The organism is Bacillus sp. J14TS2 (assembly GCF_018333015.1).
GTDB lineage: Bacteria > Bacillota > Bacilli > Bacillales > Bacillaceae_C > Lederbergia.
Map to the genome: position 1 here is coordinate 1 of NZ_BORE01000001.1, position 24,097 is coordinate 24,097.

Here is a 24,097-nt window from a genome sequence, read left to right on the forward strand (position 1 = left end):
TTTTTGGATTCTTGAAGGCTAATTTGGGTTTCACTCGTTTCTCCGTACGAGGAAAACCCAAAGTGGAAAATGAATTGGGATTCGCCTTAATGGCAGTGAATCTGAGAAGATACACTGCCTCTAGCCGCTTTTTTATGTATCTACTTATAAATGATTTCAAAAAAGATGGATTTCGCATCAAAACTCGATGTGGAATCCATCTTTTTTTATTTTTGGCTAGTTATGTCCCAGCCTCTTTTCTCTATAATAATCACTATGATTCTATGCATTTACTCTTCTGCTATTTTCCTTACAAATTCAATAACTTCTTCCGTTGTACTCATTGCCAATATTATGTCTTTATTGGCAGCTAGCTTTTTCTTGGATAATCCTAGTATTTGTGTACGTGCAGGAAGGATAGATGTTGCACTCATGCTGAATTCATCGAGCCCCAGTCCGAGCAATATGGGAATGGCAATTGGATCTCCGGCCATTTCACCACACATCCCAACCCATTTCCCTTCACTGTGTGCTGCTTCGATCACATTGTTTACAAGATTTAAAATAGCTGGATGATATGGCTGATACAGGTATGAAACCTGTTCATTCATGCGGTCTGCCGCCATTGTGTATTGTATTAGATCATTGGTGCCAATACTGAAAAAATCAACCTCTTGGGCAAATTGTTTTGCCGTAATAGCCGTCGAGGGGATTTCAACCATAATTCCAACTTCGATTTGATCCGCTACTTCCTTGCCTTCGTTTTGTAAATTTTCCTTTTCATCCATTAAGATTGCTTTTGCCTGCCGGAACTCCTCAAGTGTTGCAATCATCGGAAACATTATTTTCAAGTTTCCATGTACACTGGCACGGAGTAGTGCTCGCAACTGTGGACGGAAGACATGTTCATTTGCCAAACAGAAGCGGATAGCCCGAAAGCCTAGAAACGGATTCAATTCTTTTGGCAGCTCTAAATAATTTAGTTCTTTATCGCCGCCAACATCCAATGTCCGAACAACTACTGGCTTATCTTCCATTTGTTCTAATACTGATTTGTATGCCCCATACTGTTCGTCCTCTGTCGGCAGCTGATTTTTACCCATGTATAAAAACTCTGTCCGATAAAGGCCGATTCCTTCACCGCCATTATTCAATACACCTGCAACATCATCAGGTGTACCTATGTTGGAAACTAATTCAACCTGTTTTCCATCAACTGAAAAGGTTGGCACATCCTTCAGTTTAGCCCACTCCTCCTTTTGCCTTGCAAACATATCTTGTTTTTCAAGGTATAGAGCTAGGTCTTCATCTGAAGGATCGATCATGACGGTACCTTCATTCCCATCAACAATTACTAAGTCATTTTGTGAAACTGCTTTTGTGATGTCTTTGGTTCCAACGACTGCTGGAATCTCAAGAGATCTTGCCATAATCGCCGAGTGTGATGTACGGCCGCCAATATCTGTCGCAAATCCTTTTACATACTGTCTGTTTAATTGTGCAGTATCTGATGGTGTCAGGTCATTAGCGATTACAATTACTTCTTCATCTATCAGCGCCGGATTTGGAAAAGTAACACCAAGCAAATGTGCCATTACACGTTTGGTTACATCACGAATATCAGCTGCACGTTCACGCATATATTCATTATCCATCGTTTCAAACATATCAATAAACATGTTTGTAACTTCTTCTAATGCTGATTCTGCCATTACTTTACTGGACGAAATTTTATCTTTCATCGGGTTAATTAGTTCCGGATCGCTTAAAACTAAAAGATGTGCTGAGAAAATATCTGCATGCTCAATACCAAGTTCTTTTTCAGTATGTTCTTTAATTTTCTCTAACTCTTGTTTTGAAACTTCCAATGCTTTATCTAGACGTTTTATTTCAACGTTCGGATCATCGATGGGCCTTTTTTCAAATGATAAATCTGGTGATGCCAGATGGTATGATTTTGCAATTGCAATTCCGCTTGAAGCTGCGATGCCTTGTTTAATTGTCATACTAATTAGCCGACCTTTCTCTATACTTGATTTCAGGTATGAGTTAAGCGTTTTTATTTGTTCTATCACTTCATGCACAACGAAATCAGATATTACCAAGTGTTTTCTTTCTAAGAGTAATTCATTTTTGACCATAATATGCATCTGAACCATGTTTTCTATAATAATGCTTATCTAGCAAATGATTGGATATTGGTGGTCGAGAAGATGATAACGACTCCGTGTGAAGTGCCATTTCAGCTACTTCCTCTAAAATAATACTATTTTCTACAGCTGCGTTTACACTTTTCCCCCAAGTAAATGGTCCATGACTATGGACAATTACACCTGGTACCGCATTTGGATCAATAAATCTTTGCTTAAAAGTCTCGACAATCACATTTCCTGTTTCGGCTTCATATGCCTTTTTTATTTCCTCTGCTGTTAAATCACGTGTACATGGAATGGGTCCATAGAAAGCATCCGCATGGGTTGTTCCATAAACGGGTATATCTCTATTTGCCTGTGCCCACATAACCGCATATTTTGAATGTGTATGCACAACCGAGCGAATATCCTTAAAATTTTTGTATAGTGTAACATGGGTTGCTAAATCAGATGAGGCTTTGTAAGTACCTTGTAGGATATTTCCATCGAGATCTGTAACAACCATATGTTCCGATTTCATTAAGGAATAAGAAACACCACTTGGCTTAATAACAATTATGTTATAGTCATAATCTACCTCGCTTACATTCCCCCAAGTTAGTTTAATAAGCCCCTCATCAGGTAGACGTAGATTAGCTTTACAAACATTTTGTTGCATTTCTTTTATGCGTTCATCTCTTGTAGTCATAACCTGCCTCCTTAAACTTTGGTAATAAGAAGGAAAGCGCTTGTTTAATTTCCTCTTCAGGACGATCGCTCTTTTCACTCCACATTTCAATTAAGAATGGTCCTGAATAATGATTAGCTTTTAATATTTTCAAACAGCCTTCAAAATCAACACAGCCTTCCCCAAAGGGAACTTCTTTGAATTTTCCCGGGAATCCATTCGCCACTGCTAACGTATCCTTTAAATGGACACCAACAATTTGCGGCATCCCTATCTCAAGCTCATAGCCTACATCATTTTCAATCCATGCAGATAAGTTACCTAAATCAGGGTAGACTTTAAGCCACGGAGATGGTAATTGTTTTTTTACCTTATAGTATTCAGTAACAGAATTTATAAAAGGGTCATCCATTATTTCAATAGCTAAAGTAATTTGTTTTTCTGCGGCCAGTTCTAAACACTTTTTCATTCCTTCTATATAATAATGTCTGGTCTGAATAGATTTTTCTTCATAATATACATCATAACCAGCCAATTGAATGACACGTACACCAATATCAGATGCTAGATTAATTGCCTTTTGCATCACTTCTAGAGCTTGTTTTCTAACCTGTTCATTAGTTGATCCAAGTGGGAAGCGACGATGTCCACTTAAACAAATTGACGGTATTTTTATGCCTGTTTTCAGAACACCATCAATCACTGCCTTTCTTTCCTCTTGGGTCCAATCTAGACGTGCTAAACGTTTATCCGTTTCATCAATTGACATCTCAACATAATCAAAATTGAGTTCTTTCGCCAATTCAAGCCTTTCTAACCAGGAAATATTAGCTGGCAACGCCTTTTCATATATTCCTAATGGATTCAATATGATCAGCCCCAAATTCGTCTAATTTCATCTTGAAAGTCTTTAGCTGCTTGTGCTGGATCTTCCGTGCCTGTAATACTCCTCCCGGCAATAAATGTATACACATCAATACCCTTAAACAACTTTATTGTTTCTAATTTAAGCCCTCCTGTAACAGATACCTTAAAGCCCATATCAACTAACTTCTTCACTTTAATTAAATCTTTTTCCCCCCAGGTTTCGCCAGCTAACAGAGCATCTCGGCTTTGATGGTATACCACCTGGGAAATACCAGCATCTAACCATTGCTGTGCTTGCTCGTAAGTCCAATCCCCATATAACTCTACCTGTAGTTCATCGATTTCTTTCATCGCCGCTTTCATTGTTGCGATTGTTGCGGAACAAATAACGGTCATCCAGTCTGCACCTGCATCCTTGCAATTTTTTGCGACTGTTGCTCCTGCATCAGCACATTTTGTATCTGCAACAACGATCTTATCTGGATATAATGCACGAAGGCATTTCACTGCTTGCATTCCTTCTGCTAGACATAGAATCGTGCCGGCTTCAACAATATCGACAATGGAACCTGCTTCTTTTATAGTCCTTAAAGCATCATCTAATGATGAATTATCTAAAGCTATTTGTAAGTTAGGAGTATTCATAATTTCTCATCCTTTTCTAAAGAGACTGGGACGAAAGTGTTTTTATCAAAGGGAAACCGAACTGTTATGGTACATATAATTCGCCCGGGAAAGTAAGCATTGTTCGTCGGTGTTGTGCTAGGTCCCAGCCTCCCTCTTAATTTTTTTATAGGAACGAAGGATATGGTAGATCGTTTTCTTTTACAAAGACGTCATCAAATCCTCTTGGGAAATGATATTCCAGATCATCTTTGTTATCAGGGTAGACAAATTTCCCGCCGACTTGCCATACATATGGTTTGAATTGGTATTTTAAACGGTCTTTTTTAGATTCCCAAATTAATTGTAATTCTTTCGGATCTGCTTGAAAGTTTGTCCAAATATCATAATGGACTGGAATCACCACTTTTGCTTTAAGTGCTTCTGCCATACGCAGCATATCGACTGATGTTACTTTATCGGTTATCCCACGAGGGTTTTCTCCATACGCACCTAAGACAACATCAATTTTATGTTCATTTCCATGCTTAGCAAACATGTTTGAATAATGGGAATCACCAGCATGATACAAACTTCCACCTGTAGTATTAAATAAGTAGTTAACTGAAAGCTCGTCCATATCTTGAGGTAGCTTCCCTTTTAATTCAAGTTCCTGCGGAGCTGTAATTAACGCCGTTCTATCAAATGATTCTAAGACTACTAATTCGACATCTTTTATATTCATTTTGTCACCAGGTTTAACGATGATACAACGGTCTTCCGGTACACCCCACCCTTTCCAAATATCCACTACCGCCTGCGGTCCAATAAAAGGAACCGATTCATCACAGTTCTGTAATACGGCTGCCGCTGTATTAATATCGAGATGATCAGAATGAATATGGGTGACAACAAGTGCATCTAACTCTTTAATTGCGAAAGGATCGATAACAAATGGAGCGTTTCGTAAATTTGGTTGTAAATTTTCAACCCCGCTCATACGCATCATTTGATGCCCTTTCTTCATTTTGCTTGTTTTTTTAGTGCGTTTTCCGGATCCACACCATAAATCAACTAGAATATTTGCATTTCCTTCACTCTTCAACCATATACCTGTGCAGCCTAACCACCATGCAGCAAAAGTATTTTTTTCGACGACTGTTTCTTCAATTTCTTCATTTAGCCATGTTCCCCACTCTGGAAATGTGCTTAATACCCATGAATCTCTTGTAATTTTGCTTATTTCAGTCATTTTAATCCTTCCTTTCTTTAAAAAGATCTACTATATCTGTTTTTGTTTTAGCTTGATTAATTTCCTCAAAGATACTACTATCGGAAAAAATTGCAGCAATTTGTGGTAGAGCACTCCCAAGATGATTTTCATTACTAGTTGCGGCCAAGCAAACAAGTACTTTAACAGATTGATCTTCTGGAAAAAGGACTGGTTCTTTTAATGTTACGAAACTAAAAGAATCTTTCATCACATAACTACCTGGACGGGCATGCGGCATTGCAAAATTTTCTATGAGAATATAATACGGTCCCATTTCATTTGTGGATTTAATAATTTCCTCAACATATTGTTGAGATACTGCCTCTGAATTAATTAAAGGTTGTACAGTTTTTTGGATCGCTTCTTCCCAACTGCTTGCTTCTACATTCAATAGAACTGAATCGTTTTCAATTAAGGAGTCTAAAAAGTCCACTTTATATACCTCCATTTCAAGGGATAATTACGTTTACTCCTTTTTCTTTTAAGTTGTTTATTTCATCTATATTAGAATCGTTGTTCACTACAAGAACGTCTATTTTTTCTATGGCAGCGCTTCTAAAGTTATAAACCTTACCAATTTTTGAATGATCTGCTACAACGATCACTTCACCAAAACAAGATTCAATCATTTGTTCATTCACCCCTGCCTCCTGATAAACAGAAGTGAAGATCCCATCTTCTGCGCTAATACCATTAATACCTAATATACATTTGTTAGCCACAATATTTGATATCATCTGAATCGCATTTTCACCAATTAATGATTTAGATTTCGCTCTATATTCCCCACCAGTGATAAGCAGCTCTACAGAATCCCTATCTATAACAGTGGGAGCTAAAGCGTTATTTGTAATAATTTTTACGATTTTCCCCGAGTCATTGATCTCTTTTAGAACGTATAGTGTTGTGGATCCGGAATTAATAAAGATAGTATCACCATCTTCAATATGCTTAACTGTTTCTTTAGCGATTTCCTTTTTCTCTTTGGTATATTTGCCTCCTTTTTCTTCGTAGAGGACTTCATTATCTGTAATATCTTGAATCAGTCTAATACCGCCATGAAATCGCTCAATATGATTACTATCTTCAAATTCCTTTATATCTCTCCTAATGGTTACCTCAGATACATTTAAAGATTTACTTAAATCAGCGGTTTTTGCTACTTTATGTTTCCTTAAATAATTGATTATTCTTTGCTTTCTTTGGTCAACAATATTTAATTTTTTCTCCATTTTCATACCCTCACAATCAAATCGAACATTTTTTAAATCAAAACAAACACTAATACGATCAATTCGAACATACAGCTACTTTAATCTATAAACGAAAGAATGTCAATTACTTTTTCTAGCAGACTAAAACGATCAATTCGATGGTTGAAGCGGTAAATTCAATGGTGTTTTAGATTTATAAAAAAGTATTGACATTTATTTTTTTATAATTTAATATTATCACAACAATCAAATCGAACATGAATACGTTCAATTCATTCATTTTTTAAAACTATTTGAATACGCTTTCGAATTAATGAATCATTTTTGGTGGGTGATAGAAAGAACTATTAGAGGGAGATTTAAAAATTTCTTCTTTTAAAAGAAGGCTGAATGGTGGGGGTGAAAACATGTTTAGCGCAATATTCAACGTAATCTACGAACTATTAACCCAGCCTGCTATTATCATAGGGTTATTAGTTGGTGTAGGTTATGCATTAAATGGGAAATCACGCATCCAAGTCATTACAGGTTCTGTAAGCGCAGCGGTTGGTTTAATGTTAGTGCTATTTGGCGGAAAACAGTTTTCAGATGGGTTTAAACCAGTAGTTGCAGCGGTAAGTGATGTTTATGGCATTAAAGGATATTTAATGGATTCATACGCAATGAAAGCAGCCACTCAAGAGGCGTTAGGTAATAACTTTGGATTTGTTGGATATGTATTCCTAATAGCCTTTTTTGTAAACTTGGTCCTTGTTTACTTTGGAAAATATACAAAAGCGAAAGGAATATTTTTAACTGGTAATAGTGGCGTAGCTCATGCTCAAGCTATGTTATGGTTACTGGCATATTGGCTTGATATGCCTTGGATACCTACGATCATAATTTCTGGTGTTTTACTAGGTATTTATTGGGCAATTGCAACAACCATACCAATAAAAGCGATTAATAAGATAACAAACAATGCTGGTTTTACAATTGGGCATAATCAAAACTTCGCTATTTGGTTTTTCTCAAAGTTCGCCCATAAGTTTGGAGATCCAGAAAAAGACGATGCAGAAAACTTAAATTTACCAGGCTGGTTAGGGATTTTTAACCATAACGTAACCGCTATCGCCATTACTATGATTGTTTTCACAGGTGGTTTTCTATTAACAATCGGGATTAAAAACATTGAAGTATTATCAGGTGGACAACCTTGGTATATTTACATTCTTACCTTAGGGTTAGAATTCTCTATGTATATGGTTATCCTATTACAGGGTGTGCGGATGATGGTTGGAGAAATCACAGCATCTTTTAAGGGAATTCAAGAAAAACTTATCCCAAACGCGATTCCTGCAATAGACGTTGCTGCATTACTCCCATTTTCAGCAAATGCTGCAACACTAGGCTTTATCTTCACAACTTTCGGTACAATCATTTCAATGCTTTTATTACTATTTTTTAAAAGTCCAGTAATGGTTATCCCTGGTTTTATACCACTATTCTTTAGTGGGGGGCCGATTGGGGTGCTTGCCAATAAATATGGTGGATATAAATCCGTAATGATTTGTGGCATATTATTAGGAATGATTCAGTCATTTGGTACAGTTTGGACATTGCCACTCCTTGGTATACCAGATGGTGTAGGTTGGTCGGGTATGTTTGACTTTTCAACCGTGTGGCCGGCTTTCCTTGAAATTCTAAAAGCGATTGCAAAAGCTCTATCTATGGGACCTTATGCATAAATCTAAAAAATATAAATTTTAATGGAGGAATTATGATGAAAAACTCAGTTAATGTACTGTTAGTTTGCGGTTATGGTGTAGGAAGTAGTGCAATGTTAGAGACAGTCACAGCAAAAGCCTTAAAAGAAAGAAATATTGAAGCGAATTTAGATCATACCTCTGCTGGCGAACTAGGGGGATATGTTAGTTGGGCTGATATTATTGCTGTGAATAAGAAATTGATGGATATGGTTGATGTCGATGATCTGAAAAATAAAAATAAGCATGTAATTGAAGTAATCAATATGATGGATGGTCAAGATATTGGGAATAAGATACAGGATATTGTAGAAACCAGTTATAAAAATGCTATAAAGGAGTAGATTTTTTTGAAAGCAATATTTATCTTATTTGATAGCTTGAATCGACACTATCTCCCCCCATATGGAGGAACCGAGACATACGCACCTAATTTTGAACGTTTAAGTCAAAAAGCTGTTACTTTTGAAAATAGTTATGTCTCAAGCATGCCCTGTGTGCCAGCTCGTCGAGAGCTGCACACAGGAAGGAAAAATTTCCTTCATAGGGAATGGGGGCCACTTGAGCCTTTCGATGATTCAATGCCCGAGCTTTTAAAAAAATCCGGTGTCTATTCTCATCTTATTAGTGATCATTTACACTATTGGGAAGATGGTGGATCTACTTATCATAATCGATATTCTTCATGGGAAATTGTACGTGGACAAGAGGGCGATCATTGGAAAGGTCAAAAGAAAGATCCACATATTCCAGATGTTGTACGCGTTCCCAAAAATCAACAAGGAACCGACACTTCTAGTCTATGGCGTTATGACTGGGTAAACAGACAGTATATCAAACGGGAAGAAGATCAACCGCAAACAAAAGTTTTTAACCTAGGCTGTGAATTTATTAATAACAACTGGAAAGAAGATAATTGGATGCTGCAAATTGAAACTTTCGATCCTCATGAACCTTTCCAAGTTATGGATCACTATCTTGATATGTACAATGAAAAAGATTATGACGGAAAACATTATGATTGGCCTCGTGGAAAAGTAGAAGGTGAAACATCCGAAGAAATTGAACAAGTACGCAAAGTTTATCAATCATTGGTCACGATGTGTGATCATAACTTAGGTAAGGTATTAGATTTAATGGATCGTTATAATATGTGGGAAGACACAATGTTAATTGTAGGAACAGATCATGGTTTTATGTTAGGAGAACATCAATATTGGGGTAAAAACCAAGTTCCCTATTATAATGAAGTTGCGAATACTCCCTTATTTATTTATGACCCTAGGCTAAAAGTTCAAAATGAGAAAAGAAGCTCAATTGTTCAATTGATAGACTGGGCACCAACTTTATTAGACTTCTTTGGATTAGAAATACCAGAGGACATGGAAGGAAAACCATTACGACATGTAATTGAAGATGACACACCGATAAGAGAAGCCGCCCTATTCGGGGTATTTAGCGGTCATGTGAATGTTACGGATGGAAAACATGTTTATATGCGCGCGGCATTAAAAGATAAAACGAATGACTTGTTTAACTATACATTAATGCCTATGCACATGCACAACCTATTTACAGTATCGGAATTAGCTAAGGCCCAGTTTGTCGAAGGTTTCTCATTTACAAAGGGTCTTAATGTATTGAAAGTGCCTGCAAAAGACAAATACAAGGTCAATGATTTCGGCAATCTACTGTTTGACTTAGAGAAGGATCCTAAACAATTACACACTATGGAAGATAAAGAAATAGAAGAGCAAATGATTACTAAACTTTTAACCTTAATGGAAGAAAATGAAGCTCCAGATGAACAGTATGAAAGAATAGGCTTAGATACGAAGCATAAAAAGTAATTGTATGGTTAATACATCAGCACATTATTCCAGTAAACCATTTCCACTTAACTTTGGAATGATTCTGGAATAATGTGCTTTCTGTTCACTTTATTTCAGTTTGAATATATTTGGATAAAGCGAAACTTCAGGGGGGTACCCTTCGTACCCGACTGCCACAAAATGTTTTCATCATAAATTCGGCGTTAAACTAAAGCTGTTGCACATCGTCTGGTCCCCAAAAGGCTTGCATGGTGACTATTTTACCGTTTTCGTCAAAGGTCATTACATCTGTGACATCGATACGAATTGATCGACCTTCCGTTTTGGAATGAACGGCAAAGGTAATCGATGCTGCATTACCGAAGGAACCGCGGGGTGATGTTAATAATTCGAGTTGGGCCCCTCCTAGCATACTTTCACGATAAAATTTTTCAATTTCTTGACGTCCTATCTTTGGCGGCTGCCCAACGGGATCCTCCACTTTCGCATCATCCGCGAATAGTGCGATCAAACGTTTAAGATCGCCCGCATTAAACACATCTACATATTCTTGTAATTTATTCTTCATAACTGAGCTATCCATTACAGCTTTCCCTCCTTTAACTTTAATGCGCAGTCCTCCCATCCATGATAACTTCGGAAGCATGATCTCCTGTCTTCCCCAGACACGAGATAAGCGTTGTATTCCCTTCATCATTAGCAAGCATCAATTTCTATTTGATAAATTCCCTCTTAAAATTACCTTTTTCCACTTCCTCTTTCCAGCCCGGGGCTTCCTCACCTGGTACTGGTCCGTGTAATAATGGATCATTCGTGGCTTTCATCCATTCTTCCACTTTGGACCGAAGCCCTTTCACAACTTCCATAAATTGTTCATCATCTGCCAAATTAATTTGTTCTAGAGGGTCATTGTGCAGATCATACAATTCCTCTTCCGTATTGGGAACATAATATTCATCCCTAACATCTTGTCCGGCAAGAGTTTGATGTATATCCAATGGAAGGTACACTTTTGGTCCCTTTTCAAAATTACGTATATATTTATATTTGTTCGTACGTATTCCCCGCATAGGATGGTATCGATCATGCCAAGTTAGCTCACAGAAGAAGCTTTCACGGGGCTGATAATCATCCCCTGCTATTAGCGGTAAAAAGCTGTGTCCATCTATTTCTTCAGGAATATCAGCACCCGCTGCTTCCAATAATGTAGGCATTAAATCAATATTACATAGAAGTTCCTCTTTCATAAGACCACCTTGGTTATACATGTCTTCCGGAAATCTCATTATTAATGCAGTTTCTAAACCCGAATCTAATAAGGTCCCCTTCGCTCTAGGGAAAGGTATACCGTGATCTGTTGTATAAATAAGAATTGTGTTTTTATCCAGTCCGGTTTCTTTTAACTTTTTCATAATTCTACCAACTGCAGAGTCTAACGCTTTCACAGAACCGTGAAAATGAGCAATGTCATTTTTTACACCAGCAGTATCAGGCAGATAAGGTGGAACTTCTACTGAATCAATAGGATCTGGTTCAAAGTGATCTACTGGTAGATGTGTTTCTTCAAAACCAACAGATGCATAAAACGGTATGTCATCATTATTGGCTTTCTCCGTCAAAAAGTCTTCTAGCTTATCCGTTACTTTGCTAGCTGCATTAGTAGGTATTTTTATCACATGATCATATCCTAATTTTTCGGCATCCTGATTTCCAGCAATTGATTCATGATGAAAACCAAACAGCCAAGTACTATAACCTACTTTTTTAACCTCGGATGGAATTGTTTTTACTTGACTGTTCATTGAATGTCCCAAATGTGCCAATCCTAACATACCGTGATTGTGTCCATACATACCGGTTAAAATACTACCGCGACTCGGGCTACATTGTGGTTGAGAACAAAAGTAATGATTAAATTGAATTCCTTCCTCAGCAAGTTGATTTAATGCTGGCGTCTCAATCTTCTTACCGTAGCTTCCCAGATATCTACCTGTATCATGGGAAATAATCATTAAAATATTTGGTTTTACCATACTATCGACCTCCAAATTATTATTGTACTGGTCCTGAACGGAAATACACTTGAAATTTTCTATGGTTGAATTATCTCTCATTATACTAAGCGGACTTTCATCATACAATTCATAAGATGCAGGGGCTAGAGAATATGTAGAGGAACAACAAATTGAAAAAGCCTTAAATACGCAAGTAAGGCAGCAAAACCTGCAAATTTTAGACTTTTTCGTTCTGTTCCTTATTTAGGTATATCATCAGGATTGATTAATCCGTAATAAATTAAGTCTTCATACTTATCATCTTTAACTAAATGGTCTTTCAATAAGCTATCTTGAACCATCCCAACTTTTTGCATAATTCTTCCAGAAGCAGGATTGGATTTGAAATAACGCGCGAATACTTTATGGTATTTTCTTCTCCATAAATGCAAAATCGATCATTGCTTTTGCGGCTTCTGTCCCGTAACCCTTTCCCCAGTATTCTTCACCAATTCAATAAGCATTGTCCATAAGCCTAGCACATTCTTTAGGAAATGGGTTTCTTTTTAAATGAAATGGGGTTCCTACATGGAAAATGCGCAACTGTTCCAGAGATATGGGATTTTCTACATAGAAAATGGGGATTCTTCCAGAGAAATGAGTTCCCTCTGGAAAAACCCCCGTTTTTATCATCTACTATCGATTTTCCAACCACTCGGTACTTTCCTTCTGTGCTTTCTCTAGCGCTTTTTCGGTACTTCTTTCTCCTGTTAAAGCTGCTTCAATCTCTGAAGATAAGATATACCTTGGTTGTGATGATGCCCATGGATATCTTGGTGTCCACGGGGTACCCATTGCTTCAAGAACCGGTAACATTAACTTATCCTTTTCTTTCACACTATCCCAGTCGTTGGCAGATTTCACAGCCGGAATTCCGCCAGCTTCTTCAAATACATATTTTTGTGCGAAATCACTGGTAGCAAATTTAAGCCATTCCCACGCCAAATCTTTATTTTTACTGTTTTTGGCAATCGCGATTGGACTACCGGCAAACATTCCGCCTATCCCTTCATCATTTTTAAATTCTTGTGCGATTCCAATTCGATCCTCCAGCCCCTGCGCATACGATTTTTTAACTATATCTCCAGGTCCCTGATTTAACAAAATTGCAATATTATTGTCTTTTGTTAACCATTTTTCATTTCCTTGATTACTTACAATCCCTTTTGGTGCATATTCTTGCAGATCCAATAACCAATTTAATCCATTCACCATTTCTGGTGAATCAAATTCAAATTCAATTTCATCCCAAGCAAAGCCTGTTCCCCATTGTCCGTTTTGCCCTTCAGCTATATTCACAAGTCTAAAGGCGGAATCATAATCTCCTCTAAACCATATCCCATAGTTTTGTTCCCCCGTTTCAGGATTAGTACCAGTCATCTTTTTTGCCTTTTCCTCAATTTCTTCCATCGTTGGAAATTCAGACAAATATTCTACACCCCATTGATCAAAAAGCTCTTTATCATAAGCAATAAACCGTGCATCCCCTAAAAATGGTAATCCCCAAATTTGCAGTTCATCACTATCTGGCCCTAACACTTTCCAACCGTCCACTTGGTTATCAATAAAAATATCTAGACTAAAGTCATCATCTTTATCAATATAAGGTTGTAATGGTTCTAAGACATCTTGAGGGGCATAGTCCGCTACGCCGGGCATTTGATAGACATCCGCTTCACCCGAGGTGATCATTGCTTGTGTTTTCTCTGTGTACCCTTCCCATGGCATAAGAATGAACTCGACTTTTGCACCAGGATATTGTTTCTCAAATTCCTCTTTTAATACCGTTAATCCTTTCGTTTTTTCACCTGTGATTGGGTCTGTCGAAGATTCCATATCGAAATCGCCAATCAACTGTACCTTAATCGTTTGACCTGCCCATTCTCCATCTACTGTATTTGTTGCCTTTTGTTCGGAATCAGTGGATGAGCCGCCCGGATTCGTACTACAACCAACTATCACAACCGACAATAACACCATAAATAATGGCGTTAAAAAGGTTCCTCTTCTAAACACAGGTCTAATCACATTACTTCCCCCTCATATTTTAATAAATGTAAAAAACTATTCCCCTTTTACCCCACTTAAAGCAATACTTTGAATTACATATCTTTGTAAAAATAGATACAATATGACGATTGGAAGAATACTAACAGTCGCTAATGCCATGGTTAGTCCTCCTAAACTTGTTCCATTTTCTAAAGAGAAACTTGCTAGATAAAGGGGTACAGTGTGTAAATTTTGATTGTTTAGGACAACTAACGGCCACATAAAGTCGTTCCAACTCCAAATAAAGGCCAAAATGACCATTGTTGCTGCAATTGGACCCGCGAGAGGGAGATACACTCGAAAGAAAACTTTGAATTCACCTGCACCGTCAATTTGGGCGGCCTCCCGCAATGTGTCTGGTAGCTGATCGAAAAACTGCTTACAGAGAAAAATAAGCATCCCATTAATTAAAGTTGGCAGAATCAATGGCCAAAAAGTATTTAATAACCCCACTTTATTAAACAATGTATATAACGGAATTAAACGTGGCTCTATTGGGATCATTAATGTACAGAGCACGATAATAAATAGAACTTTCTTTCCTTTAAAATTCCCCTTTGAAAAGGCATATCCCGCTAAAAGGGAGGAAGCTACACCTATAAACACCGAACTAATTGTTACGATTCCAGAGTTTATATAGGATTGAATCAATCTTCCGTTTTCAAATACAATTCCATAGTTAAATGGTGATACTTCTTCTGCGATTAATCGTGGTGGAAACGGCATTGTAACGTTTGCCGTTCGGTCAAATCCAACACTCACCATCCATATAAATGGAGTCATTAATAAAACACCAAAGATTAATAAAATCACAAATTTTACCCAATCTGATATGTTTCCCAATTTCTTATTAGACATTGCATTGATCATCTATTCTCCCCTCCCTCGTTTATAATTTCATATTCGAGACTTTAAGATTAATAAAAGTAAAGATCAATATAATAATGAACATAATATATGTGGCTGCTGAAGCAATTCCAAACTCAAAGCCCGTGAATCCCCTTTCATAAATAAATGCCCCCATCGTTTGAATAGAGCGTGCCGGGCTTCCACTGGGTCCACCTAAAACAAAAACTTCGTTAAAACGTTGTAAAGCACCAATCCATCCTGTGATAAGCAAAAACGCAAAAGTAGGAGCCATATTGGGTACAGTAATAAAAACCCACTGTTGCATGCCACTTGCTCCATCTATTTTAGCCGCTTCATACATTTCGGTAGATAGCGCCTGCAAATTTGCCAGGCAGATTATAATTACAAAGCCGATCCAATGCCAAACAGATAGCAAAATCACTCCCCACTTTGATGTAGATGGAGATGAAAACCATCCGAGTGTTGGCAAACCTAATGAATCAAGTGCATAGTTGACAATCCCCATATCTGGATGCAAAACAAAAGCAAATATCATGGAAGCTGCAACAATGGATGTAACATTAGGTAAAAAATAGACAACTTTAAAAAGGTTCTGCCATCTTTTCGTAGAATTGATTAAGGACGCAAAGATAAATCCTAAAGGAATCGTAATCATTACTTGAAAAATACCAATGAAAAAGGTATTCCAAACGGAGTTCCAAAAAGGACCTGAAGTTAATACATTTTTAAAATTAGAGAGACCGATAAACTTTTCAAGTGTCCCATTAGATTGATAGAAACTCAATCGTAGCGATTCAAGAATAGGATAGACCATAAATAGAAAAATTCCTAAAAAACTAGGAATAAGAAAAAGATACCAAACATAACTTGAATCCGTTCTTTTTTTTCCTGCTTTTTGTGTACTTGTTTTAATGTTTGTTTCCGTCTGGCTATTAATCATGATATTCTCCTTCCTAGTTAAGTAATAGCATCCTTATTAAAATGGAAAGCACAGTTAAGTACTATCTGTTATCAAGATTATTCTTAATAACTTCTTTATATGTTAATTCTTTCAGGGGAGCACCTTCCTTATCCACCAATAAAGAGATTCTAGGGAATTTTGAATAATTCCTTAACCCAGCACACACTTTGATATAACCTCTGGCTATCACTCCTCATAAATATTAAGTTTTATACTATACCACCTTTTTCTGCTATGCTTGTGATACAGCAGAATTTAGTTTCAGTAGAAGTTTATTTTTTTAGGAAAGGAACTGAGATAATATGGCACGTCATTTACCTTTGAAAGCGGATCATGTTGGGAGTTTTTTAAGAACGGGGCCTTTGAAAGAAGCCAGAGCTTCTTATCGAGCTGGGAATTTAAGTCAAGTGGCTTTAAGATTAGTTGAGGATCAAGAAATTGAAAAGTTAATAAAGAAGCAAATAGACGTTGGTTTAAAAGCGATCACAGATGGCGAATTCAGAAGAGCTTGGTTTATGCATGATTTTTTCTGGGGATTAGAAGGTGTGGAGTATACCAAACGAGAAGGCGGGATTGCATTTAAAGGGGAAACGACCAGTGCCGATTCTTACAAGGTGACGGGTAAAATCCGCTTCGGAGCACATTATATGATCCAAGATTTTGCGTATTTGAAAAGGAAAGTGGATGAACATGGAGATGGTTCACAACTAGCCAAGGTAACGATTCCTTCTCCAAGTCAAATGTTATATCGAATCCCAAGTGATCAAGAAAAGGAGCTCTACCCTAATCTTCATGATTTGTTTGAAGATTTGGCAATTGCTTATCAGGAGACTGTTCAGAAATTTTATGAGGCAGGCTGCCGATATCTACAACTTGATGATACGGTCCTATCAGCCCTGGCAGACCCTGAATTTCCTCATTTCTTGGAGAAAATTAGCGGGCTAAAAATTGATGAGCTTGTCGCTTTGCTGGTGAAGACCATTCAGGTCGCATTAAAGGATAAACCAGAGGATATGATTGTCGCGACCCATATGTGCAAAGGAAATTTCAAATCAACCTATCTTTATGAAGGTGGCTATGAACAGGTGGCTAAATTTTTCGATCAACTGCCTTATGACAGTTACTTCTTGGAATATGATGATGAACGTTCTGGTGGATTTGAACCATTACAAGAGATTATTAATAAAGATATAACAGTTGTACTAGGACTTATCTCAAGTAAAAATGGTGAGCTTGAGGATAAAGAAGCCATTATCCAACGTATAAAAGAAGCAAGTCAATCCATCTCCCTAGACCAATTAGCTCTAAGTCCACAATGTGGATTCTCAAGCACCGAAGAGGGAGCGAATAACCTAACAGAAGAAGAACAGTGGAATAAAATAAAACATGTGATTGAAATAGCTGAAGTGGTTTGGGGAAAAGTACCCGTTCAATAAATTTATTATTGGGGTTAGGTTCTAATCAATTGCCACGCTAGAAAAACAAAAGCGGATCCAGCATGGGTCCGCTTTTGTTTAACCAAGTTCTCGTGGTCTTCTTCTATTTCCCAATTGCCTTCACGACTTCAACAGAAAATTCAGCGCCGTATTGTCCTGCTTTTTCTAAATCTTCAATATTATCATCTGTTACTTCAGAGTTTGAGATAGTGCGTATAGATAGAAAAGGTACATCTTGTACATGAGCGACTTGAGCGACAGCAAAAGCCTCCATTTCTTCGGCACTTGTTCCGAAGTTTTCGTGGAACCATTGGATTCGATCAATTTCTCTGTTCCACCAGTCTCCACTTCCAATTTTCCCCTCTACTACATCACCATATTCGTATTGATCTACCACACTTAAAGCTGCTTCTACTAACTTTTCATCACTTGGAAGCGATGCATACTCTTTCGTTTCTCCATCTGCTTCTCTAATATCAGTGGTCATATGCAGCCATTTTTCCGGCTTCATTCCTTGTCCTTCATCTAAATGATCAGAGCGGAAGCTACCAATATTCATAACCTCTGTACCAATGACTGTATCAAATACATGAACATCCGGATCATGTCCACCTGCTGTTCCTTGGTTGATAATCGCTTTAGGATGATATTTCTCAATCAAAAGTGCAGTGGATGCAGCGGCATTGACCATGCCCACCTCTGTTCTTGAAACAACAACAGGAAGCTCTTCAATTTCTCCAACATAAAATGAATAATTGCCATATTTTTCTTCTTTATAGTCCCCCATTGCATCAAGTAATGCGGAAACTTCAACATCCATCGCACCTTGTACAGCAATAGGTTCCGTCTTTACAGATTGTTCATTTGTTTTCTTTGATGTTTCTTGTGCCGATGCACAACCCATTAACATCAAAATGGAAATAGCTAGAATCGCCAATACTTTGATACTTTTTGTCATTATGATCCCCCTATCGAAGTAAAAACCGAACATTTAATTATTATAATTTTATAATGTTCACCTTTAACAGTATAAGGAGTATCTATAAAAATAACAATAGGAAGATATATGTGTTTAAAAAGATGATAGAATTAGTAGCAGTTTAAAAAATAGTTATTCTGCCGAAGTATGGATCTCAGCGAAACTCCCAAATTTATTTTAGCCATTGCAAAGCCCCTTCCCCAAGTCCCCGTTCTCAATAGCTTGTTTCTCTAGATAAGGAAATAAACAGGGAATTTTACAATACCAAGTAGCATTTTGAATTTCATTAGGGACTGTATTTTCGAGTGAATCGTTCTAAAATTAATGGTTCACTGATTGACTCTTTCAAAATACAGTTCCAAATCCCTACGACTTTTGCGTAAAGTGTAAGAGCAAAGACGCGGGACGCTCGTTTAGCGACGTTCGGTATTTTTAAAAGACCTTATGTGCGCCTTTATGCATCGTTATGCTACTTGTTTTTATTGAGGGAATTTCTTTAGTGTTAACTGAGTAACCAGTACACGTTTAATAAATAGGGAACATATTAAGCCAATAATAGCTACAATTATGGCAAAGTTATATGCATGCTGAATCCCCTGAACCAAGGCCCCTATCTGAGCAGTAGCATTCTGAGGATTATTTACTTGAGCTAAAAAAGCATTTTGACTTCTATTGAGTATACTGACAGCGATAGGCGTACCAATTGCACCAGAAGTCTGAATGGTGGTATTCACAATTGCTGTCCCATCAGGATAATTACCTCGTTCCAATTGATTTAATCCATTTGTTTGCGACGGTGTTGTAATCATAGACATCCCTACCATTAAAAGGGTATAGAAGACGATAATCGTTAGCCCATGAGTAGTAGTTGATATCTTGGAAAAGACAAGCACCGAAGTAAGCCCTAATATAAAACCAGGGATCACTAACCATCTAGGACCATATTTATCAAATAAATGTCCGTTAACAAGTGACATAATTCCATTCGATTGCGACTGCTTATCACCACATTTAGACCTTAGAGCTACTTTTAGACTTTTGTTTTCATAGAATTTTTGATACTACCGGAATAAGCATTTGGAAAATATAATGTAAAATACACATTTAGTCTTGGGATTATTATATACGATTTTACAGGAAAAAGGGCCTCCTTCTCGAGGGACCCTTCCTCATCAGATCTTCACCCTATCCGTCTGTTTTAGCTGCTAAAGATGAACAGCCGATTCCGAACATGGCCATTTTTAGTTCCAATTCTCGCGTTTCCATCACACGCATAACATCTTCTGTCGATTGGGTTGCTTCTTGATTGGGTTGCTTCTTTCAAGATTGATCGTCCAAATCCAAGCATATCTGCTCCAATGGCAATGGCTTTGGCTGCGTCTAAGCCTGTTCTCATCCCGACACTAGCCACAATCGGTTGTTTCTCAATTTGCTTTCGCACGGACAATACACACTTGGCTGGTGGGATTCCCCATTCGCTAAAGGCCTCAGCTGCTTCGGCCTTTACCTTGTCCTTCGCCCGGAATTTCTCGACCTGACTCCATGAAGTACCGTCAGCTCCCGCTACACCAATGAAGGCAATTCCGACATCGGTTAGCTTTTTGGCCACCGTCCCATCAATTCCCCATCCTACTTCCTTAACGCCAATAGGTTTTTGATCTCATATTCATAAGTATCTTCAGTATCTTCTTAGTCTAATTATCTCCCTATCAACTTGATAAGACATAACAACATTAAACAAACCCCATTTTAAAAGAAACTGTATCTTGGCGAAATTCCCCAGTGTAACTTTCGCCATTAGTAGCAACAACATTCCACTTTTCCGCTTGTAAATCATTAGCTATATTTTTACTTCCGCAACCAGCCAACATTGCGAACAATAATAGTAATGGGATGAATTTTTTCATTGTTTTCTTCTTCCTTTTTAATGTCTACTCTATTCGGGAAATGGATGAATAGGACAACGTAATGATTTTATGATTTCTCCTTTATTTTTGTTCAATTTGGGTGTACCTAAAATGAACAATAATGCCCCGATTGGTAAAAATAATAATTTTTGTATCTCTTCAAGTTAAAGTTTGAATTAATGGGTTTAATCTAACGTTATACCTATCAATATTAATATTGTGTTTTGTGTAACTCTTTCCATCTTCGTAAAGAAAATGATAAAGGAATGTAATTTATTTGAATTTTTGTCATTTTTTGGTAATATACTATTACACACCATAGACTGTCATCAAGAGTTGAGTATATAGTTTTACCATGAATGACCTACTACCACCACTTGATATCTTAGGGGGAAATCAATATTTTTAATGCAGAAAATATCAAATTTAAAATCTATTCATTGTGAATTTTATACATGCTAGTCTATCAGTTTTGAAAACTTATAGAAAAGTCCTGGTATGTCATTACGGTGGTGTAGAAAAAATTGTGCGCTGGTTAGACTACATAAAAATTAAAAATGGAGGAGAGAGTTTGACGGATAGTGTTAAAAAGATACCTAAAATGGAGTACTTACTTAAAGGTGGAATCAGTAACAGAAAACCCAAGATAAGACAGTTTTCTCTATTAAAACATTATTTTAATCACCTTAAATGTAAATAAATGGTTTAACGTAAATAATGTTTAAGCGTCTAAAACTAGCGTCCGACTTTTTATTGTGAATTCGGAAATGAAGTATAAAGGAATATGAAAAGAATTGGTTTTGGAAAAAGTATTAGATAGTGTTCCAGATTCATTTTAAAAAAGATTCGAAAGCGCTTAAATATTTTTGATCCATTATCTTTAAAAATTGAAAGTAATATATCTTTAGCTAGGGGAATGGGCTCTTCTGCTGCCTTATTCCATTCGATTGTACTTGCATTAAATGATTTATAGTCGTTGAATTTATCTAAAACAGAAATATTAGAATTCGTTTCTATAGGTGAAACGATTGCGTACGGGAAGCCCAGTGGTTTGGATGCAGCAACTGTTGTTAGTGGGCAACTTACATATTTCCAAAAGTATGGCTATCCAAAAAATCTCGATTTTCTTCATAAGATGATGGGAACAGCAACAGATGACACCACAAGATACCTAAACCAGTTAGGTATATAATACTGAAAAGTTTTTTCAACTCCTAACTAAGGGTGCGCTGAATGAATTATGGAAATTAATGAATTCGAGTCACGTGGTTTTGAAAAAAATGGGTTCGAGCCTTCCAATCTTAGATGACATTGTAAAAATTGCTTTAAAAAATGGAGGACTGGGGGCTAAATTAACAGGTGCGGGGCGATTGTGTGATTGTTCTTTCTAAAAGCAGGACAGCGAATCACATAAAGAGAAATATTGAAAGTTTGTCTCCTAAAATTATGGTTATGGGAACAAAAGATTTAAAGACAAAGTTTTAGAATATATAATTTTTTATAAAATTAATGGACCGGGGACAAAGTCTCTGTCAAGTCGGATGACAATCGGATACGATTTGTGGAGAATCCCATGTCAGCCGTATATATATCTGCTGGAACATAATATTTTACCGAAGCCATGTCATTTGTCGGTTCGCAGCGAACTTGATGATACAGGTGGGCGTAAATACGGCCTCGGTTCGAGCGCAGCTGTGGCCACTGCAGTAGTTTCTGCAATTTTAAAGCGGTTTTTGCCGCATGAACCATCTAAACAGCTGATTTTTAAGCATGCTTCCATTTCCCATGTTATCACGCAAGGGAACGGATCCGGTGCTGATGTTGCCGCATCCTCTCACGGCGGATTACTGCGATATTCATCATTTCAGGCTGACTGGCTGTTACGTGCTTATAACGATGCGAATACAATTACGAAACTTGCTGAATCGGATTGGCCGTATTTTACAGTTAAACCGATCAAGCTACCGGAAACTATACATATGTGTATAGGCTGGACCGGTTCACCTGCACTTACTTCTTCGCTTATTAGGAAAATCAGAGATTTGAAGGATTCGAATTCATCACAGTACGAACAATTTCTCTCTAACAGTAGCGTGGCAGTTAGCAGCTTTCTCGATGGGGTCACGCATGCCGATCCTGTACAGGTAATTGAAGGAGTCAGGTTAAACCGCCGAGCACTTGCAGAATTAGGCAGAAACGCCGGTGTTGATATTGAAACACCGGCACTGACCACCCTGTACGATTTAGCGGAACAGCACGGTGGTGTCGGAAAGCCTTCCGGGGCAGGCAGTGGCGACTGTGGAATTGCTTTTCTCCCATCTGAAGAAAAGGTGGAACAATTAAAAAATGCCTGGGAAAAGCAGGAATCAAGCCGCTTGACCTTACACTTCATCCTGATGGATTGATTTATGATGCAAACTCAGCTTGTGATCGCATCAATCTGGATTATTTTAAAGCTGTTCAAGACGCTACATAAAACTTAAAAAAACATATTTTAGAAATTCTGCTCTTACGAGCATTTTTAAGATAAAACATTATGAATTTGATTCAGCTGTATAAATATAAAACTTTTCTAAACAAAAAGTTACTGAACGAGGTGTTTAAATTTATGATTGTTGCAATGAATGCTATATGGTTTGAAATTTATCTTAGTTGGAGAGTTGTTAGATCTAATTTTGTCCCAAGTGTAATCGCTGGTGGAGGTTTCAGTATAGCTGCCTGGAGTGTGTCAAGCGAACCAGCGTTGCCCTTGCCTATCATAATATTAGTAGGAGCAATCCATGGTTTGCTCACGGCATATTCTTTTGATGCCATGAATCAATTAATTGGTATAGAGGAGGATAAAGTAAACAAACCTCATCGTCCAATTCCAAGTGGGTTATGTACCCCAAAACAAATAGAAAGACGAATACCTATTGTATTGTTAGTCCATCTTTTCCTTATCTATATTATAGGAGGAATGCTATGGATTGCCATTTGGATTATTTATTCAGTAGCATATAATTATTGGGGTGGGGCCCGTCAATGGTTTATAAAAACCCTATTAGCGAATGTTAGCACTTTAGTAGTTACTATTCCTTTATGGATTTTTATAAACGGAGATATAGGTCCAATGGCAATCACGTGGTTTACTGTTTTTTTTATATATTGGTTTACCTGTAGTATTCTTCAAGATCTTCGCGATATAAAAGGGGATAAATTAAATGGAAGACGCACATTACCGATGATACTTGGGGATACTTTAAGCCGAAAAACATCTGCCATTGCTTTAACATTTCAGCCTCTCTTATTTATTGTACCTATTTATATTTGGGGAGAACTTTCAGTCAAAAGTAGTATAGGAATATTAATATTTACAATTAGCTCTTGGTATCTTGTATGGCGTATTCTCCATCTCCGTACTAAGGATGCAGACGATATGACGTATAAGTTATACACCGCACTTTCTGTTTTACTAATGATGGGTCCTCTTTTTCTTTAATCTTCTAGTTATCACACCCAACCAGAA

General features: G+C 37.3%; 22 protein-coding genes and 4 pseudogenes. 9 read left to right on the top strand and 17 right to left on the bottom strand.

Going from position 1 to position 24,097, the window contains the following annotated elements; genetic code table 11:
• Positions 1–353, top strand: a pseudogene (locus KI375_RS27220) (hypothetical protein); the annotation flags it as partial.
• On the opposite strand, the gene ptsP reads toward KI375_RS27220, so the two are convergent.
• The 7 genes from ptsP to KI375_RS00035 form a co-directional block, all read right to left on the bottom strand.
• Positions 270–1,985: a phosphoenolpyruvate--protein phosphotransferase gene (gene ptsP, locus KI375_RS00005; protein WP_212971531.1), complete on the bottom strand. Its 1,716-nt coding sequence runs from the start codon at positions 1,983–1,985 to the stop codon at positions 270–272. The pseudogene KI375_RS27220 and the gene ptsP sit on opposite strands and share 84 nt — an antisense overlap.
• 121 nt (positions 1,986–2,106) lie before the next feature.
• A complete protein-coding gene (gene araD / locus KI375_RS00010; RefSeq protein ID WP_212971532.1) occupies positions 2,107–2,820 on the bottom strand; it encodes an L-ribulose-5-phosphate 4-epimerase AraD in 714 nt (237 codons plus the stop codon).
• The gene (locus KI375_RS00015; protein ID WP_280528610.1) at positions 2,804–3,667 is read right to left on the bottom strand and encodes an L-ribulose-5-phosphate 3-epimerase; all 864 of its coding nucleotides are present in this window, start codon (positions 3,665–3,667) and stop codon (positions 2,804–2,806) included. The genes araD and KI375_RS00015 overlap by 17 nt, the downstream gene beginning before the upstream one ends.
• 5 nt (positions 3,668–3,672) lie before the next feature.
• Positions 3,673–4,311 (bottom strand): 3-keto-L-gulonate-6-phosphate decarboxylase UlaD, encoded by a 639-nt coding sequence (locus KI375_RS00020; RefSeq protein WP_212971533.1) that lies wholly within the window; start codon positions 4,309–4,311, stop codon positions 3,673–3,675.
• A gap of 145 nt (positions 4,312–4,456) precedes the next feature.
• Complete coding sequence (ulaG, locus tag KI375_RS00025) at positions 4,457–5,521, bottom strand: L-ascorbate 6-phosphate lactonase (protein ID WP_212971534.1); 1,065 nt, start codon at positions 5,519–5,521, stop codon at positions 4,457–4,459.
• A gap of 1 nt (position 5,522) precedes the next feature.
• Entirely contained in the window at positions 5,523–5,975 is a 453-nt protein-coding gene (locus tag KI375_RS00030; RefSeq protein ID WP_212971535.1) for a PTS sugar transporter subunit IIA, read from the bottom strand.
• A 16-nt stretch (positions 5,976–5,991) separates the two neighbouring features.
• Entirely contained in the window at positions 5,992–6,774 is a 783-nt protein-coding gene (locus KI375_RS00035) for a DeoR/GlpR family DNA-binding transcription regulator (protein WP_212971536.1), read from the bottom strand.
• 389 nt (positions 6,775–7,163) lie between these two features.
• On the opposite strand from KI375_RS00035, the gene KI375_RS00040 reads away from it, so the two are divergent.
• The 3 genes from KI375_RS00040 to KI375_RS00050 are packed head-to-tail and all read left to right on the top strand — an operon-like array spanning position 7,164 to position 10,351.
• Positions 7,164–8,483 (top strand): PTS sugar transporter subunit IIC, encoded by a 1,320-nt coding sequence (locus KI375_RS00040; RefSeq protein WP_212971537.1) that lies wholly within the window; start codon positions 7,164–7,166, stop codon positions 8,481–8,483.
• 35 nt (positions 8,484–8,518) lie between these two features.
• The gene (locus tag KI375_RS00045; RefSeq protein WP_212971538.1) at positions 8,519–8,845 is read left to right on the top strand and encodes a PTS sugar transporter subunit IIB; all 327 of its coding nucleotides are present in this window, start codon (positions 8,519–8,521) and stop codon (positions 8,843–8,845) included.
• Positions 8,846–8,851: 6 nt separating this feature from the next.
• Positions 8,852–10,351, top strand: coding sequence for a sulfatase (locus KI375_RS00050; protein WP_212971539.1), 1,500 nt, complete (start codon positions 8,852–8,854; stop codon positions 10,349–10,351).
• Between the two features lie 190 nt (positions 10,352–10,541).
• Here KI375_RS00050 and KI375_RS00055 read toward each other — a convergent pair whose 3' ends face one another.
• The 6 genes and pseudogenes from KI375_RS00055 to KI375_RS00080 form a co-directional block, all read right to left on the bottom strand.
• Positions 10,542–10,916 carry a nuclear transport factor 2 family protein gene (locus KI375_RS00055; protein WP_244852109.1) on the bottom strand — a complete coding sequence of 125 codons (375 nt, stop codon included), beginning with the start codon at positions 10,914–10,916 and terminating at the stop codon, positions 10,542–10,544.
• A gap of 130 nt (positions 10,917–11,046) precedes the next feature.
• Positions 11,047–12,366 carry a sulfatase family protein gene (locus KI375_RS00060; protein WP_212971540.1) on the bottom strand — a complete coding sequence of 440 codons (1,320 nt, stop codon included), beginning with the start codon at positions 12,364–12,366 and terminating at the stop codon, positions 11,047–11,049.
• A gap of 221 nt (positions 12,367–12,587) precedes the next feature.
• Positions 12,588–12,840, bottom strand: a pseudogene (locus KI375_RS27225) (GNAT family N-acetyltransferase); the annotation flags it as partial.
• Positions 12,841–13,023: 183 nt separating this feature from the next.
• Positions 13,024–14,415: an extracellular solute-binding protein gene (locus KI375_RS00070; RefSeq protein WP_244852111.1), complete on the bottom strand. Its 1,392-nt coding sequence runs from the start codon at positions 14,413–14,415 to the stop codon at positions 13,024–13,026.
• Between the two features lie 36 nt (positions 14,416–14,451).
• Positions 14,452–15,306, bottom strand: a complete 855-nt coding sequence (locus KI375_RS00075; protein WP_244852113.1) for a carbohydrate ABC transporter permease — start codon at positions 15,304–15,306, stop codon at positions 14,452–14,454.
• Between the two features lie 19 nt (positions 15,307–15,325).
• Positions 15,326–16,246 carry a carbohydrate ABC transporter permease gene (locus tag KI375_RS00080; protein WP_212971541.1) on the bottom strand — a complete coding sequence of 307 codons (921 nt, stop codon included), beginning with the start codon at positions 16,244–16,246 and terminating at the stop codon, positions 15,326–15,328.
• A 323-nt stretch (positions 16,247–16,569) separates the two neighbouring features.
• Here KI375_RS00080 and KI375_RS00085 point away from each other — a divergent pair, with 323 nt between their 5' ends.
• The gene (locus KI375_RS00085; protein WP_212971542.1) at positions 16,570–17,703 is read left to right on the top strand and encodes a 5-methyltetrahydropteroyltriglutamate--homocysteine S-methyltransferase; all 1,134 of its coding nucleotides are present in this window, start codon (positions 16,570–16,572) and stop codon (positions 17,701–17,703) included.
• A 103-nt stretch (positions 17,704–17,806) separates the two neighbouring features.
• On the opposite strand, the gene KI375_RS00090 is transcribed toward KI375_RS00085, so the two are convergent.
• The 4 genes and pseudogenes from KI375_RS00090 to KI375_RS00105 all read right to left on the bottom strand — a co-directional run bounded on the left by KI375_RS00090 (position 17,807) and on the right by KI375_RS00105 (position 20,589).
• Positions 17,807–18,661, bottom strand: a complete 855-nt coding sequence (locus tag KI375_RS00090) for a 5'-methylthioadenosine/S-adenosylhomocysteine nucleosidase (RefSeq protein WP_212971543.1) — start codon at positions 18,659–18,661, stop codon at positions 17,807–17,809.
• A 500-nt stretch (positions 18,662–19,161) separates the two neighbouring features.
• Positions 19,162–19,668 (bottom strand): annotated as a pseudogene (locus KI375_RS00095) (MFS transporter); the annotation flags it as partial.
• Between the two features lie 212 nt (positions 19,669–19,880).
• Complete coding sequence (locus KI375_RS00100; RefSeq protein WP_244852115.1) at positions 19,881–20,291, bottom strand: alpha-hydroxy-acid oxidizing protein; 411 nt, start codon at positions 20,289–20,291, stop codon at positions 19,881–19,883.
• 124 nt (positions 20,292–20,415) lie between these two features.
• Positions 20,416–20,589 (bottom strand): META domain-containing protein, encoded by a 174-nt coding sequence (locus tag KI375_RS00105; protein ID WP_212971545.1) that lies wholly within the window; start codon positions 20,587–20,589, stop codon positions 20,416–20,418.
• Positions 20,590–21,433: 844 nt separating this feature from the next.
• Between KI375_RS00105 and KI375_RS27845 the strand changes: the two genes are divergently transcribed.
• The 4 genes and pseudogenes from KI375_RS27845 to KI375_RS00125 all read left to right on the top strand — a co-directional run bounded on the left by KI375_RS27845 (position 21,434) and on the right by KI375_RS00125 (position 24,070).
• Entirely contained in the window at positions 21,434–21,562 is a 129-nt protein-coding gene (locus KI375_RS27845) for a GHMP family kinase ATP-binding protein (RefSeq protein ID WP_483861593.1), read from the top strand.
• Between the two features lie 247 nt (positions 21,563–21,809).
• Positions 21,810–21,980, top strand: a pseudogene (locus KI375_RS27850) (hypothetical protein); the annotation flags it as partial.
• Positions 21,981–22,217: 237 nt separating this feature from the next.
• Positions 22,218–22,994, top strand: a complete 777-nt coding sequence (locus KI375_RS00120) for a phosphomevalonate kinase (RefSeq protein WP_212971546.1) — start codon at positions 22,218–22,220, stop codon at positions 22,992–22,994.
• A gap of 203 nt (positions 22,995–23,197) precedes the next feature.
• Entirely contained in the window at positions 23,198–24,070 is an 873-nt protein-coding gene (locus KI375_RS00125; RefSeq protein WP_212971547.1) for a UbiA family prenyltransferase, read from the top strand.
• Positions 24,071–24,097: the final 27 nt, after the last annotated feature.

What these genes read in the sequence shown, in the direction of transcription:
- KI375_RS00045 (WP_212971538.1), top strand. Translation starts at nt 8,519, where the DNA reads ATGAAAAACTCAGTTAATGTACTGTTAGTTTGCGGTTATGGTGTAGGA.
- KI375_RS00125 (WP_212971547.1), top strand. Translation starts at nt 23,198, where the DNA reads ATGATTGTTGCAATGAATGCTATATGGTTTGAAATTTATCTTAGTTGG.
- ulaG (WP_212971534.1), bottom strand. Translation starts at nt 5,521, where the DNA reads ATGACTGAAATAAGCAAAATTACAAGAGATTCATGGGTATTAAGCACA.
- KI375_RS00080 (WP_212971541.1), bottom strand. Translation starts at nt 16,246, where the DNA reads ATGATTAATAGCCAGACGGAAACAAACATTAAAACAAGTACACAAAAA.
- KI375_RS00085 (WP_212971542.1), top strand. Translation starts at nt 16,570, where the DNA reads ATGGCACGTCATTTACCTTTGAAAGCGGATCATGTTGGGAGTTTTTTA.
- araD (WP_212971532.1), bottom strand. Translation starts at nt 2,820, where the DNA reads ATGACTACAAGAGATGAACGCATAAAAGAAATGCAACAAAATGTTTGT.
- KI375_RS00060 (WP_212971540.1), bottom strand. Translation starts at nt 12,366, where the DNA reads ATGGTAAAACCAAATATTTTAATGATTATTTCCCATGATACAGGTAGA.
- KI375_RS00055 (WP_244852109.1), bottom strand. Translation starts at nt 10,916, where the DNA reads ATGGATAGCTCAGTTATGAAGAATAAATTACAAGAATATGTAGATGTG.
- KI375_RS00105 (WP_212971545.1), bottom strand. Translation starts at nt 20,589, where the DNA reads ATGAAAAAATTCATCCCATTACTATTATTGTTCGCAATGTTGGCTGGT.
- KI375_RS00090 (WP_212971543.1), bottom strand. Translation starts at nt 18,661, where the DNA reads ATGACAAAAAGTATCAAAGTATTGGCGATTCTAGCTATTTCCATTTTG.
- ptsP (WP_212971531.1), bottom strand. Translation starts at nt 1,985, where the DNA reads ATGACAATTAAACAAGGCATCGCAGCTTCAAGCGGAATTGCAATTGCA.
- KI375_RS00075 (WP_244852113.1), bottom strand. Translation starts at nt 15,306, where the DNA reads ATGATCAATGCAATGTCTAATAAGAAATTGGGAAACATATCAGATTGG.
- KI375_RS00040 (WP_212971537.1), top strand. Translation starts at nt 7,164, where the DNA reads ATGTTTAGCGCAATATTCAACGTAATCTACGAACTATTAACCCAGCCT.
- KI375_RS00035 (WP_212971536.1), bottom strand. Translation starts at nt 6,774, where the DNA reads ATGGAGAAAAAATTAAATATTGTTGACCAAAGAAAGCAAAGAATAATC.
- KI375_RS00020 (WP_212971533.1), bottom strand. Translation starts at nt 4,311, where the DNA reads ATGAATACTCCTAACTTACAAATAGCTTTAGATAATTCATCATTAGAT.